The sequence below is a fragment of the Cedecea lapagei genome (assembly GCF_900635955.1).
Lineage (GTDB): Bacteria > Pseudomonadota > Gammaproteobacteria > Enterobacterales > Enterobacteriaceae > Cedecea > Cedecea lapagei.
In genome coordinates this window covers 3,387,675-3,400,288 of sequence record NZ_LR134201.1, presented here as the reverse complement: position 1 = coordinate 3,400,288, position 12,614 = coordinate 3,387,675, and the positions used below count along the sequence as shown (strand labels likewise).

Annotated in this window: 13 protein-coding genes and 1 pseudogene; all 14 read right to left on the bottom strand. The window is 56.4% G+C overall.

Annotated features, from left to right (window positions below):
- Position 1 precedes the first annotated feature (1 nt).
- A complete protein-coding gene (locus EL098_RS16525; RefSeq protein ID WP_126357214.1) occupies positions 2-766 on the bottom strand; it encodes an HvfC/BufC N-terminal domain-containing protein in 765 nt (254 codons plus the stop codon).
- Entirely contained in the window at positions 763-1,599 is an 837-nt protein-coding gene (bufB, locus tag EL098_RS16520) for an MNIO family bufferin maturase (protein WP_197718525.1), read from the bottom strand. The genes EL098_RS16525 and bufB overlap by 4 nt, the downstream gene beginning before the upstream one ends.
- A 16-nt stretch (positions 1,600-1,615) precedes the next feature.
- Entirely contained in the window at positions 1,616-1,885 is a 270-nt protein-coding gene (locus EL098_RS16515) for a BufA1 family periplasmic bufferin-type metallophore (RefSeq protein ID WP_232012231.1), read from the bottom strand.
- 87 nt (positions 1,886-1,972) lie between these two features.
- Positions 1,973-2,740: an alpha/beta fold hydrolase gene (locus EL098_RS16510; RefSeq protein WP_126357213.1), complete on the bottom strand. Its 768-nt coding sequence runs from the start codon at positions 2,738-2,740 to the stop codon at positions 1,973-1,975.
- A gap of 28 nt (positions 2,741-2,768) precedes the next feature.
- Positions 2,769-3,032 carry a YdgH/BhsA/McbA family protein gene (locus EL098_RS16505; RefSeq protein ID WP_232012230.1) on the bottom strand — a complete coding sequence of 88 codons (264 nt, stop codon included), beginning with the start codon at positions 3,030-3,032 and terminating at the stop codon, positions 2,769-2,771.
- A gap of 205 nt (positions 3,033-3,237) precedes the next feature.
- Positions 3,238-3,894 (bottom strand): formate dehydrogenase-N subunit gamma, encoded by a 657-nt coding sequence (fdnI, locus tag EL098_RS16500; protein WP_126358480.1) that lies wholly within the window; start codon positions 3,892-3,894, stop codon positions 3,238-3,240.
- Positions 3,881-4,765: a formate dehydrogenase subunit beta gene (fdxH, locus tag EL098_RS16495; RefSeq protein WP_126357212.1), complete on the bottom strand. Its 885-nt coding sequence runs from the start codon at positions 4,763-4,765 to the stop codon at positions 3,881-3,883. Before fdxH ends, fdnI begins: the two co-directional genes overlap by 14 nt.
- 11 nt (positions 4,766-4,776) lie before the next feature.
- A pseudogene (gene fdnG, locus EL098_RS23235) lies at positions 4,777-7,823 on the bottom strand (formate dehydrogenase-N subunit alpha).
- Between the two features lie 237 nt (positions 7,824-8,060).
- The gene (locus EL098_RS16470) at positions 8,061-8,312 is read right to left on the bottom strand and encodes a DUF1158 family protein (RefSeq protein WP_126357207.1); all 252 of its coding nucleotides are present in this window, start codon (positions 8,310-8,312) and stop codon (positions 8,061-8,063) included.
- Between the two features lie 425 nt (positions 8,313-8,737).
- On the bottom strand, positions 8,738-9,460 hold the full coding sequence (locus EL098_RS16465; protein ID WP_126357206.1) for a dienelactone hydrolase family protein: 723 nt from the start codon (positions 9,458-9,460) through the stop codon (positions 8,738-8,740).
- A gap of 173 nt (positions 9,461-9,633) precedes the next feature.
- Positions 9,634-10,521 (bottom strand): alpha/beta fold hydrolase, encoded by an 888-nt coding sequence (locus tag EL098_RS16460; RefSeq protein ID WP_126357205.1) that lies wholly within the window; start codon positions 10,519-10,521, stop codon positions 9,634-9,636.
- Positions 10,505-10,846, bottom strand: coding sequence for a GIY-YIG nuclease family protein (locus EL098_RS16455; RefSeq protein WP_126357204.1), 342 nt, complete (start codon positions 10,844-10,846; stop codon positions 10,505-10,507). Before EL098_RS16455 ends, EL098_RS16460 begins: the two co-directional genes overlap by 17 nt.
- Positions 10,839-11,423: a DUF2239 family protein gene (locus EL098_RS16450; RefSeq protein WP_126357203.1), complete on the bottom strand. Its 585-nt coding sequence runs from the start codon at positions 11,421-11,423 to the stop codon at positions 10,839-10,841. The genes EL098_RS16455 and EL098_RS16450 overlap by 8 nt, the downstream gene beginning before the upstream one ends.
- A gap of 94 nt (positions 11,424-11,517) precedes the next feature.
- Positions 11,518-12,447 (bottom strand): LysR substrate-binding domain-containing protein, encoded by a 930-nt coding sequence (locus EL098_RS16445; RefSeq protein ID WP_126357202.1) that lies wholly within the window; start codon positions 12,445-12,447, stop codon positions 11,518-11,520.
- Positions 12,448-12,614: the final 167 nt, after the last annotated feature.

Below are 12,614 nucleotides of genomic sequence, written 5' to 3'. Positions count from 1 at the left end.
CTTATCGCCTCAAAAGAGTAGTTGGGGCAGCGAAAACGCCGCCGTTAAGCAGGTTGCTAAAAAAAGGGCCGATGGCGAGATCCGGCTCGGCTGCCAGGGCGTACTCGCTTGCCTGGTTCAGGTTGTTTCCCCGGGCGCAGGAGGTAAGAAAGACGGCACCGCCTGCGCTTAAGGGCTCGGCAAAAATATGCTGCTGGCGGCGAACCAGCAGAACCCCTTCTCCCTGCCAGTGGATCGTGTCCGGGGCCTCTTTTTGGTAGCGGTTGAACGCCCAGAGCGTGAACACCGGCAGCGTGGGATGCCAGCACCAGCGAACACAGTCCTGCAGCAGTAATGTTCGGGTGCCTAACGCCTCCGGAGGGATATTTGCCAGCGTATGTACCTCCAGCGGAGATGAACGTTGAGCGCAAAACGCTTCAAGCCACAGCCAGTCCAGCCCGGCAACCGGGCTTAAATACGGCAGGTCGCGTGCGGGTGGATAAGCGGCAATGAAGTCAGGGAAAGCGTCGCCATAGCGAATCAATTCTCCTTCGTGCGGTGGTTTTTCGAGTGCATAGCCGCGCGCCATTTCACGGAAAAAGTCGCTGCCGGTAAGCCGCGATACGCTGGGATAATTAGCTTCCAGCGCATCCACGCAGGCTTTGATGATGCCGTTGCGGTAAACGGCAATGCCGGGCTGGTGTTGAAGATGACCTAACTCGGATCGCGCCTCGCCATAGAGCAGGCCAATAAACGCATTGTGGTAGCGGCTTAAATTGATGCTCATGCCGTGGCCCCCAGTGTGTTGATAATATGCTGGGCGTGCTGCTGTTCGGCCAGTAAGTCAGCAAACGACGGCAGGTTGTCATCCCGTTCGATAAGCGTGGGTTTTGCTCCCGCGCGCTTGATCAGGTGAGCATAAAGCTGCCAGACCTCCGCGGAGACAGACTGGTCGTGGCTATCAATCAGCAAATGGCTGCCGCCCTCGTCGGCGCTAAAGCCCGCCAGATGGATCTCGGTGATGCGTTCAGCCGGGAAGCGGCTCAGCCAGGCCATCGCATCAAATCCGAGGTTGTGGGCACTAATCCAGACGTTATTCAGATCCAGCAGCAGGCCGCATCCGCTCAGACGGCTCACTTCGTCGAGAAATTCTATTTCGTCCCATTCGTGTTCCGGCATCTGCAAATAATGCGTGGGGTTTTCCAGAGATATCTGGCAGCCCAGCGCATCCTGCGTGCGGTTAATATTGTCGATAACGCGGTTCAGCACTCGCGTTGTTCTCGGCACCGGCAGCAGGTCAGGGTAATAAATCCCGTTCCAGCGCGACCAGGCGAGGTGCTCTGAAACGAGCGCGGGTTTGATGTCGGTAACCAGCGCCCGCAGCTGTGAGAGCAATTTAGCGTCCGGTGGCTCGTCTGAGGCCAGCGATAGCGAAACGCCGTGCAGGGAGATCGGGTGCTGCTGGCGGATGGCCGCCAGCCACTCTCTGCGCGGGCCACCCGCCATGAGATAATTTTCACTGTGAACCTCGTACCAAAGGGGCGACGGGCTGCTCCAGGCATCGGCGTAATGCTCGGGCTTGAGGCCTAAGCCCGCGCCCAGATTGATGGTCATCGTCATGTGAGTGGCCCTTTTATTAGCCTTCGGTCAGCGAGCCGTGGCCAGCTGGCGTCTGGATCGACGTGCAGGTGCCTGCAGGAACCATCTTGTAGGCATTTTTCTGGTAATCGACCTTTGAGGTGCCTGCGCAGGTGGTGCCCGCGCCTGCTTTGCAGTCGTTATCAGCGGCCTTAGCAATACCAAAACAGCGCTCAAGGTTTGGCCCGGTTAATTCGGCGGCAAAAGAGGCCGCGCTGAAAGAAACCAGGGAAAGGGCAATCGCGGACATAGCAATACGGTTCATCATGTTCTCCAGATAATTAAATAAGTTAGGGGCGGTAGGTCATCGGTCATTTATTGGCGGCGTTATTTCCTCCTTACCGAATCAGGTGAGTTAATTCCCCGACGTAATATTTACGGCTTTAAATATCGTGCGGGCGACATTCTTCGGGTCGTAGAGCATCGGCACGTGGCTGACCGGCAGCTCGGTGACGTGGGCGTGGATTTTTTTCGCCATTGCCCGCTCCAGGTCCGGGTTAATCATCCGGTCGTTGCTGCCGACCAGGAACCAGCTCGGTTTTTGCTGCCAGGCGGCGGTGGTCACTTTTTCGGTAAAGCTTGCGGCGGCGATCGGCATCTGGGTGATGCCAATAATGTTCTGCGCTTCAGGCGTCGCATCCTGGGCAAAGTCAGTGGCGACGGCCTTCGGGTCGAGGCTCAGGAAGCCGTCCGTACCCTTGATGATTTTTGCGCTACCGGGCGGGGCGGGGAAGCTGTTGGCCAGGTCCGCCGTTGACTGGCCTTGCGACGGCGCAAAGGCGTTGATGTACACCAGTCCTTTTACTTTCGGATCGTTGCCCGCTTCGGTAATCACCGTGCCGCCCCAGGAATGGCCGACCAGAATTACGTCGCCTTTGGCGCGGGCGATGGCGCGTTTTGTCGCCGCTACATCGTCAGCCAGTGAGGTTAGCGGGATTTGCGCGGTGATGATTTCGTAGTGGCGCGTTTGCAGCACGGGGATCACCTGTTCCCAGCTGCCTGTGGCATCGGCGAAGGCACCGTGCACTAACACGATGGTATGCTGAGTCTCTGCCTGGGCGGTAAATCCTGTCATCAGGCCAGCCGCAGCCAGCGCCAGCAGCGTTTTACGCGTGGGTTTCATTTTATTTTCCTGTTTGAGGGGGGATAAATCAGCGGTAAATATCGGCGCTGCCGAAGACGCTGTTATTGCCGCCAGCGGAGACAACTCGCCAGGCGCTGGCACCGGCTTTTTCGGCCTTCTGAGCCAGTTTTTCATTCAGTTGTTCGAGAGACAGCGTGGTGCTCTCGCTTTCGGTGACGGTGCCGATTTTCACCAGCCCCTGCGCGCTGTGAACTTCTTTTGCCGCAAAGGCCGGAGCAACAGACGCAGCAAGCACGAGCGGGAGAATAACGTTGCGGAACAGTTTCATCATAAGCCTCACATATCAGGTCGTTGAACACGTTGCCGCCTGCAGGTGGCGGATGCGCTTATTTAACGCCTGGTTTGTATGTGGGCTGTGTCAGGGGGAGGGGGATTTGTTTTGTTGTTTAGCTGAACGCGGAAGAGATACAAAACAACACAATTCTTTTGCGTAATGCCCCTCTCCCCAGTGGGTTGGGAAGAGGGGAAACGAGGAGCTACTTCAGTCCCTCTCTACTCTCTTGTTTGGCCTCTTCCGCCTCGATGGCGCGATACCAGCGTGGGTGATGCTTCTTCGCCCAGCGGCGGCTGACTTTGCCGACAATCATTCCCTTAACCGATCCTTTCACCCAAAACGCCATGTACATATGGATCAGGATGGCGTGGATCAGAACAATGGCCGCCGCGGCGTGGATCAGCAGGCTGTAGCGAATCATCCATATCGGGAAGTAGTGAGCGAACCAGGGCCGCCAGATAATAATCCCGGTCACCAGCAGCACGAAGATCATGCTCATGATGCTCCAGAACATCATCTTCTGCCCGGCGTTATACTTGCCCACGTCCGCGACTTTATGCTCGTTGCCTTTCAGCACCTCAACAATGCCTTTTAGCCAGGGCAGATCCTGCTTATCGGGAATGTTGTGATGCACGAAGCGTACGAACATAAACATCAGCGCCACAAAGATAGCTACGCCAAAGAACGGGTGCAAAATACGTCCCATCTGTGGCGTACCGAAGGTTTCCGTCAGCCATTGCAGCGTCGGGAAGAACAGCGCGATGCCGGACAGCGACACGAGGAAGAAGCAAATCACGACCGTCCAGTGGCAGGCACGGTCGATGAATTTCGTTCTGACAATCATCTTACTCATGCTTATCCTCCTCATCTTCGTCCACCTCTTCGTTAGGGCCTATCCCCACGTAGTGGAAGATCAGGGCGGCGAAGGTGGCCACAAAGCCCGCAGCTGAGAGCGGCTTCAGAATGCCTTTCCACAGGTTGATCGGGGTATCAATCTTCGGCTCTTTCGGCAGGTTGTGGTACAGCTCCGGCTGGTCCGCGTGGTGCAGGACATAGATCACGTGCGTACCGCCAACGCCCTGAGGGTTATAAACGCCCGCCTTTTCAAAACCGCGTTTTTTCAGCTTCTCTACGCGCTGGTCTGCCATTTCCAGCATCTCTTTGCGGGTGCCAAAGCGAATAGCGCCGGTTGGGCAGGTTTTCACGCAGGCAGGCTCCTGCCCAACGCTCACGCGGTCGACGCACAAGGTGCATTTATAAACGCGGTTGTCGTCTTTGTTCAGCCGGGGAACGTTGAACGGGCAGCCCGCGATGCAGTAGCCGCAGCCGATGCAGTGCTCAGACTGGAAGTCCACGATGCCGTTGGCGTACTGAATAATCGCCCCGGCGGACGGGCAGGCCTTAAGGCAGCCCGGATCTTCGCAGTGCATACAGCCGTCTTTGCGGATAAGCCATTCCAGCTTGCCGTTTTCACGGGTTTCTGAAAAACGCATCAGCGTCCAGGACTTGGCGCTCAGGTCGGCGGGGTTATCGTAAACCCCGACGCAGTGCCCCACTTCGTCGCGGATGTCGTTCCACTCCGAGCAGGCAACCTGGCAGGCCTTACAGCCGATGCAGCTTGAAACATCGATGAGCTTGGTGACCTCTTCCTTGAAGTCACGCGCCCGCGGCGGCGGCGTGAAGCCGTTGGTCGCCGAGCGTTTGATAATATCCTGAGATTGCATGGACATTGTTTTCTCCCTTACGCCTTCTCAATGTTGACCAGAAACGCCTTGTACTCCGGCGTTTGCGAGTTGGCGTCGCCAATCGACGGGGTCAGGGTATTGGCGAGATAGCCCTTGCGAGCTACCCCTTCAAAGCCCCAGTGCAGCGGAATACCGACGGTTTCGACGTCCTGACCACCCGCTCGCAGGGTTTGCAGGCGCGGCGTTACCACGGCCACGGCCTTAATAAAGCCGCGTTTGCTGCTGACTTTCACCCGGTCGCCGTGGGCTATGCCCTTGGCCTTAGCCAGCCCTTCGCTTATTTCAACAAACTGCTCAGGCTGCACGATGGCGTTAAGCCTCGCGTGCTTGGTCCAGGTGTGGAAGTGCTCCGTCAGGCGATAAGTGGTGCCGACATACGGGAACTGTTGCTTACGGCCCATACGCTTGGCGTCCGCTTCGTACAGGCGTGCTGCCGGGTTGGAAACCACGTTCGGGTGCAGCGGGTTGGTGCCAAGCGGCGTCTCAAACGGCTCGTAATGTTCCGGGAACGGCCCTTCGGCAAGCTTGTCGAGCGCAAATAGACGGCCCAAGCCTTCCTGCTGCATGATAAACGGCCCAACGCCGCTGTCTGGCGCGGCGGCGCTGAAGTCCGGAATATCGTTCCCGACCCATTTTGTGCCGTTCCACTGAATCAGCATGCGTTTCGCGTCCCACGGTTTCCCCTGCAGGTCTGCCGAGGCGCGGTTATACAACACGCGGCGGTTCATCGGCCACGCCCAAGCCCAGCCCAGGGTATTGCCCAGCCCGGACGGATCCGCGTTGTCGCGGTTTGCCATCTGGTTGCCTTTGCTGGTCCAGCTCCCGGTATAAATCCAGCAGCCGGAGGCGGTAGAGCCGTCGTCACGCAGCTGCGCGAAGGAGTCAAGCAGTTGGCCCTTTTTCACAAGCAGCGTGCCGCTGGCGTCAAACAGATCTTCCAGCGCGTAGCCGTTGCTCTCTTTGGCAACCTCTTCGGACTCAGGACGATCCGGCTGGTCGTAGTGCCAGCTCATCTTCATCAGCGGCTCAACGCCTTTACCGCCTTCGGCCTGGTACATCTGGCGCAGACGGTGGTAAAGCCCGGCAAGAATCTCACCGTCGTTTAGCGCTTCCCCGGCGCATCCGCACCCTTCCAGTGCCACTGCAGCCAGCGGCCGGAGTTGGCGATGGAGCCATCTTCTTCCGCAAAACAGGTGGACGGCAGGCGGAACACCTCGGTCTGGATCTTCGCCGGGTCAACGTCGTTCATCTCGCCGTGGTTCTGCCAGAAGTTGGAGGTTTCGGTCACCAGCGGATCGACGATCACCAGGTACTTCAGCTTGCTAAGGCTGGCGACAACCTTGTTTTTATCCGGGAACGAGGCAACAGGGTTAAAGCCCTGGCAGATATAGCCGGTGACAAGGTTGCGATCCATCATGTCGAAGTACTTCAGCACGTCGTAGGACTGATCCCACTTCGGCAGCCAGTCAAAGCCCCAGCCGTTTTCCTTCTGCGCTTCATCGCCGTAGAACGCCTTCATCAGGCTGACGAAGAACTTCGGATAGTTACCCCAGTAGTTCACCTGGCCCGGCAGCGTCGCTTTTGGCGTGTTGGCGGCAAGGTAGCCGTCGAGCGTGGTTTGTTTGTCGGAGGGGTAAAGAGAGATAGCCCGGCAGGCTGGTGGAGAGCAGGCCGAGGTCGGTCAGACCCTGAATGTTGGAGTGCCCACGCAGCGCGTTCACGCCGCCGCCCGCCATGCCCATGTTGCCCAGCAGCAGCTGGATCATCGCCATGGTGCGGATGTTCTGCGCGCCCACGGTGTGCTGAGTCCAGCCCAGCGCATAAAGGAACGTGGTGGTGCGATCGACCGCGCTGGTTGAGGCGAGCACTTCGCACACTTTCAGGAAGTCAGCCTGCGGCGTGCCGCAGATATGCTCGACGACATCCGGCGTGTAGCGGGAAACGTGCTCTTTGAGCAGGTTCCAGACGCAGCGCGGGTCGGTCAGCGTGTCGTCACGCTTCGCAAAGCCGTTTTCGTCGAACTGGTAGTTCCAGCTGCTCTTATCGTACTGGCGCTTTTCTTCGTCGTAGCCGCTGAACAGGCCGTCGTCGAAGCTAAAATCTTCGCGCACCAGCAGGGCAGCGTTGGTGTAGTGTTTGACGTACTCTGCGTTGATTTTATTGTTGGAAATCAGGTACAGAATGACGCCCGACAGGAAGGTAATGTCGGTCCCGGAACGAATCGGCGCATAGATATCCGCCACCGAAGCGGTGCGGGTAAAGCGCGGGTCGACCACGATAAGCGTAGCGTCGTTATTGTTTTTGGCTTCCATCGCCCAGCGGAAACCGACCGGGTGGGCTTCTGCGGCGTTGCCGCCCATCACCATCACCACGTTGGCATTTTTGATATCAACCCAGTGGTTGGTCATCGCACCGCGACCAAATGTTGGAGCAAGACTTGCTACCGTTGGTCCGTGTCAGACGCGTGCCTGGTTATCTACCGCCAGCATGCCCAGCGAACGGGCAAACTTCTGGGTTAACATGCCGGTTTCGTTGCTGGCCGCCGAGGCGCAAAGCATGCCGGTAGATAGCCAGCGATTGACCGTCACGTTTTGCTCATTCTTCTCGACGAAGTTCGCGTCACGGTCATCTTTCATCAGGCGGGCAATGCGCGAGAAGGCGTCTTCCCAGCTGATGCGTTGCCAGGTATTTGAGCCTGGCGCGCGGTATTCCGGGTAGCGCAGACGGTTGTCGCTGTGAATATAGTCGAGCAGCCCTGCGCCTTTCGGGCAAAGCGCACCGCGGTTTACCGGGTGATCCGGATCCCCTTCAATATGGAAAATGCTCGATTTGGCGTTTTTAGAGCCATCTCCGAGGCTATACATTAATAATCCACAGCCAACAGAACAGTAAGTACAGCTATTGCGGGTCTCTTTCGCGCGCAGCAGCTTGTAGTTGCGCGTCTCCGCCAGCGCGGCTTTTGGGGCAAAACCCAGCACCGCCGCCGTTGTACCTGCCATCCCGCCGGCGCAGATTTTAAAAACTTCCTGCGACTGACGTTCATCGTCACCTCATTGTTATGACGTTTTTCGTGCGGGCGAAAATAGCAGCATTGGCCATTCAGTTATTGCGTGAAATCAACTCGATAAACATTGGGTATGCAATTACCCCTTTTGTGTTAGCGGTTATCCTACGCAAGTAACTCCTGCGTGTGTCAGGGCGATAGTGAGGCAGGAGTAGGGGAAGGGGGCTTCGAAAAGTGCCGCTTTATTCAGAAGACGGCACGTTAACTTTCGCGGAGTCAGATGCGGGTAATCGAGAACCAGCGGCGCCAGATAAAACGCAGCAGGTAATATTCGAGGGTGCCCAGCAAGAGGAACCAGATACAAAACAGGATCACATAAAGCTGGCTGAGATCGATGAGATGGAAAGTGTCGATAAGCTTTTGCGCCAGCGTCAGCGTGAGCGCCGGAGCCGGCAGCAGCAGGCACGACAGAAAGGCCAGCAGCAAAATGCCGCCCGCGCTTAACAGCGCTTGATGTGGATGGTTCATGACGTTGTTAGCCTGAGATGAAAAGGCCATTGTCCGGGAAACGGCAGGCAGGTGCAAACTGGCTTTGCATTTTTGCAATATGGCTAAAATATTAGCGCTATTGTAATAAATCATGCGGCGATATTACCTGACGATCTGGCCTGGGACATTGGCGAGCTTGAAAAATTATCAGATTATTTACCAGACTTTTTTCGTCAGGGATTCAATGAGGAAGTTCTTCGTTATAATTGGAGTTAATGATGGATAGTGCTGTGGATGAATAATAGGGAAATAAAAATCCCTTACTGTTTTTTATTTTAATAATAATACCCTGGCTATAAGTTCCACCATTGGCGCGCATGAAATTTGCCCTCGATGATGGCTCCCCCAATTCATTCCGTAAAGACTGGAAAAGCACGGCCTCTGCGTACAGAGGCCGTGAGAAATCAGTTAAAAACGTGCTTCAGCAGAGCGTACATCTGTGCGAAAGCGCGTTTTGCTACTTCCGGGTGATATTTCGCCACGCCTTCCACGTTGGCGCCAGGATCGGTAAACGAATGGACGGCACCGGCGTAGCTAACCAGCTGCCAGTCTACCGATGCGGCATTCATTTCGCTGACAAACCCGCTGAGCTGCTCGCGAGGCACGAGCGGATCTTCAGCGCCATCCAGCACCAGGAGAGAGGCTTTGATCTGCCCGGCTGTGTGGGTTTTCAGGGTATTTAGCGTGCCGTGGAATGAGATAGCTGCTTTGATATCCGCTCCGCTTCTTGCCAGATCGAGCGCGCAGTGTCCGCCAAAGCAGAAGCCCGCAGCGGCCAGCTTGCTGCCGTCCACGGCCGCGGTTTTCTGAGCGACCAGCGTTTCTAGCGCGGCCTGCATACGGCCCACTTCTGCCGGCGTGTTTATGACTTCCGTCATCAGCGCCCCGGCTTCGTCGGCGTTGGTCGGGCGTTTACCCTGACCGTAAAGATCGGCCACCAGCACCACATAACCTTGTGCGGCAACCCCCTTCGCCTGCTCAATTGCACCGTCCGTCACGCCCATCCAGTTCGGAGCGATGAGGATGCCCGGACGTGCGGCGCTTTGGTTTTCCTGGTAGACCAGAACGCCTTCAAAGGTTTGATTCTCGACCTGGTAAGCGATGGGTGTTGAAATGATTTCTGACATCAGAATTAACCCTTAAATGAAATGTATTAATCTGCAGGTGAATCGTAATTAATTTCATATCGATAGCGAATTGGCAATGCATTAAGTTTACAAGCGCATGAATTGCTATTTAATCGCATTAAAAAAACATTTATTTGTTAACAGTAAATGTTTTCTGTGAACAACTGTAATTATTATTTTTTTAACGACGTATTAAAATGGGCTAACAAAAGAGCCGCGATCTCAGCTTCCAGCGCGGGAGGCATTTCGTGACCCATGCCTTCAATGATCTGCAGTTTTGCGCCCGGGATTGTCTGGCCTATCTCTTTCCCGGCTTCCACAGGGAATAGAGGATCGTCGCTGCCGTGGATCACCAGCGTTGGCGCCGTAATCTGTTTTATCTCATTGCGAAGGTCACCCGTAGCGGCCATGGCTGCAATCTGACGCAGCGTGCCGGAAGCTGAACTGGCGCGAGCGAGAGAGGTTTTTAGCAGCGTGCTGTAATACTCGGCGTCAAAGGGGAGGTGGGTTGAGGCAATACGCCTGAAGAAGGCGAGCTGCTGCTCAAGCCAGGCGCTTTGGCGTGCGTGAGGATCCGGCTTCGGCCCCAGCAGCATCGCCATTACGTCAGCGGCAGGTGGCGGAAGCCGGGGGTTGCCGGTGCTGGACATAATGGCGCACAGCGACAGCGTTTTATGTGGATATTGCGCCGCAAAAAGCTGGGCGACCATACCGCCCATAGAGCGGCCAACGATGTGCGTAGCCTTAATGCCGGCGTTCTCCAGCGTCAGCGCAACATCTGCCGCCATCTCCCGCAGCGTATAGGCGACAGAAATGCTCTGGCCCCGGGAGAGCGCCTGCAGATCGGGCTCGCCCGCCAGGGACAGCACAGGAGACAGCCCGCAGTCGCGATTATCAACCCGTAAAATATAGAACCCGGCGTCCGCCAGGCGCAGGCAAAAGCGCGGCGACCAGCTGATACTTTGGCTGCCAAGCCCCGGCAGAAGCACGATAGCGGGATGAGATTTTTCGCCAAACCCGTCAAAGTAGAGCGAGACGGGCAGGTTAGTAGCGGTGCTCATGGGCGATCCTCAGTTTTTGCTGCCAGCTTTCCAGCAGCTTTTCCAGCGCGGCCTTAATGTTCTTTTCATCCGGCTTTACCTTTTCGAGCACGCTGAATTCAAAAGCAGATTCACCGTACTGGCTCCACGCCTGCTGCAGCGCCTTGTTGCGGTGCTGGCCAAACTTAAGCTCAAATAAGTGGCGGTTTAATACGCCCTGGGCATTCGCCGCGCTGGCAAGTAGCTTATGGCCGGTTTGCCTGTTGGCGATCAAATAGATCCCTGCCGTCGTCGGGCCGTCTTTATAGCTCTGCTTCAGCTCTTTTTTGTTCATCGTTTCAGTCATTTTTGGGTTCCTGATTGCCGAACGCCAGCTGCGCGGCGTAGCGGTGAATATCCTGGGGCCAGCCTTCCGTTGCCGCGCTAAAGGCCGTTTCGTCATCGGCAAAGAGCGCGCGCAGGGCGGTTTCATATTCCGGCAGGTTGCCCGCCAGCTCGTGCATAAACTGGTAGGCGCTTTCGTGCCTGCGGCGTTTGTTGTCTGCCGGTTCAGCGGCTTTTTTTGCCTGCTCAATTAGCCGACGTAACGTCGCGGAAGCGCCGCCGGGCTGGGTGGCCAGCCATTCCCAGTGACGTGGAAGCAGGGTGACCTCCTTCGCTGACACGCCAAGCTTTGGTCTGCCGCGAGGTTTCACGACGGTGGTCTCTGCGTTTTGCCGCTCGGCAAGCTCAGGGTAAGCGGCAATAGCGCTGGCTTCATCCCCGTGTGCGTGGATATCCAGCCGTTTGCCGTTCCGATCGTCGAAGATAAAAATCGGTTCGTCTCCGGTTTGCATTGACCGAAGGGTGCTAAGCAGCTCGCTCAGGCTGCCGCGGGCAATCTGCCGCTGCCGCTGAAAGGCGGTTAAGGTAAGGGAGGTCATCGGTGCGCCTATTTTATCCGGGTAAAAATAGCAGCCTACGCAGGCCGCCAGCTTTTGTCAATTATACCCGGGTAAAATGTATCGGGAGGCGGGGTTAATCCTGGGAGAGCAGATCCTGATAGAGCCCGGAAAGCACGCCGCCGGGCCGGAATTGCTGTTTGATCCAGCGGGTGACCTGGCCCGTTGCCGCATGCTGGGTGGCGAGCAGCATGCGGGAACTCTGGCGGGGATTATGGACCTGGCGAGTCACCAGCAGGCCGCTCTCTACCGCGGAGCGCACCATGTAATCCGGCAAAAAACCGATGCCTTCGCCGAGGATCTGGCACTCGCATTTGGTGCTGAAGTCCGGCACCACAATCGCTTCCTGGCCCTGCAACAGCCAGCCCACCTTTTTGTTGAGGGTGGCGGCGGTGTCCTCGACCATGATGTTCGGGTACAGCCTGAGCTGGCTTTCGGGGAGGGGTTCCTGCACCGCCGCCAGCGGGTGCTCAGGCGCTACGGCGAACACCCAGCGAATACTGCCTATCTCCATATAGTCAATGCCGCCTCCGCCCAGCAGCGCATCTGGCGCGCCAATCGCAATATTCACCTGATTGTTGAGCATTGCGTCCCATACGCCGTTGTACACCTCGGTGGTGATGGCGACCTGGCAGCCGGGAAACTGCTGCTTCAGGATTTTTAGCAGTCTTGCCGTATGGTGTGATGTGTAGAGGAGATGGTTGATGCAAATTCTGATTTTCGCTTCTATTCCCTGAGAAATGGTCTCTATTCCCCGTCTTATCCCCTGGAAATCATTCAGCAAATCACTGGCCTTACGGTAGAGATAGAGGCCGGATTCGGTCAGCTCAATGCTGCGGGTATTACGTACAAACAGCGTCACGTCGAGCCAGGTTTCCATTCGCTTAATGGTGTAGCTGATAGCGGAGGTGGTCACGCCCAGTTCCTCTGCCGCACGGCTGAAACTGCCGTAGCGGGCGGCGCAGGTAAAAGCCTGCAAATTCTCTTCGGTAAAGATGGAGTTCACTCTGTTCTCCCTTTGATGGCGCGCAAAACGAGGAGTCTGGCACAGTTTGAAGACGATTATTAAAAAGTATTCAACAATAGCGCCATCAGCGATGAATCTTTTTTAAGCGGATGTTTTTCCCCCCAGGCCGTTGTTATTCTCGGATTTCAGGAATAACCGCGCACCAC

Bases quoted from the DNA above. Each gene is read 5' to 3' on its own strand.
- EL098_RS16525 (WP_126357214.1), bottom strand. From the start codon at position 766: ATGAGCATCAATTTAAGCCGCTACCACAATGCGTTTATTGGCCTGCTC.
- bufB (WP_197718525.1), bottom strand. From the start codon at position 1,599: ATGACGATGACCATCAATCTGGGCGCGGGCTTAGGCCTCAAGCCCGAG.
- EL098_RS16470 (WP_126357207.1), bottom strand. From the start codon at position 8,312: ATGAACCATCCACATCAAGCGCTGTTAAGCGCGGGCGGCATTTTGCTG.
- EL098_RS16515 (WP_232012231.1), bottom strand. From the start codon at position 1,885: ATGATGAACCGTATTGCTATGTCCGCGATTGCCCTTTCCCTGGTTTCT.
- EL098_RS16455 (WP_126357204.1), bottom strand. From the start codon at position 10,846: ATGACTGAAACGATGAACAAAAAAGAGCTGAAGCAGAGCTATAAAGAC.
- fdxH (WP_126357212.1), bottom strand. From the start codon at position 4,765: ATGTCCATGCAATCTCAGGATATTATCAAACGCTCGGCGACCAACGGC.
- EL098_RS16505 (WP_232012230.1), bottom strand. From the start codon at position 3,032: ATGATGAAACTGTTCCGCAACGTTATTCTCCCGCTCGTGCTTGCTGCG.
- EL098_RS16465 (WP_126357206.1), bottom strand. From the start codon at position 9,460: ATGTCAGAAATCATTTCAACACCCATCGCTTACCAGGTCGAGAATCAA.
- EL098_RS16450 (WP_126357203.1), bottom strand. From the start codon at position 11,423: ATGACCTCCCTTACCTTAACCGCCTTTCAGCGGCAGCGGCAGATTGCC.
- EL098_RS16460 (WP_126357205.1), bottom strand. From the start codon at position 10,521: ATGAGCACCGCTACTAACCTGCCCGTCTCGCTCTACTTTGACGGGTTT.
- EL098_RS16510 (WP_126357213.1), bottom strand. From the start codon at position 2,740: ATGAAACCCACGCGTAAAACGCTGCTGGCGCTGGCTGCGGCTGGCCTG.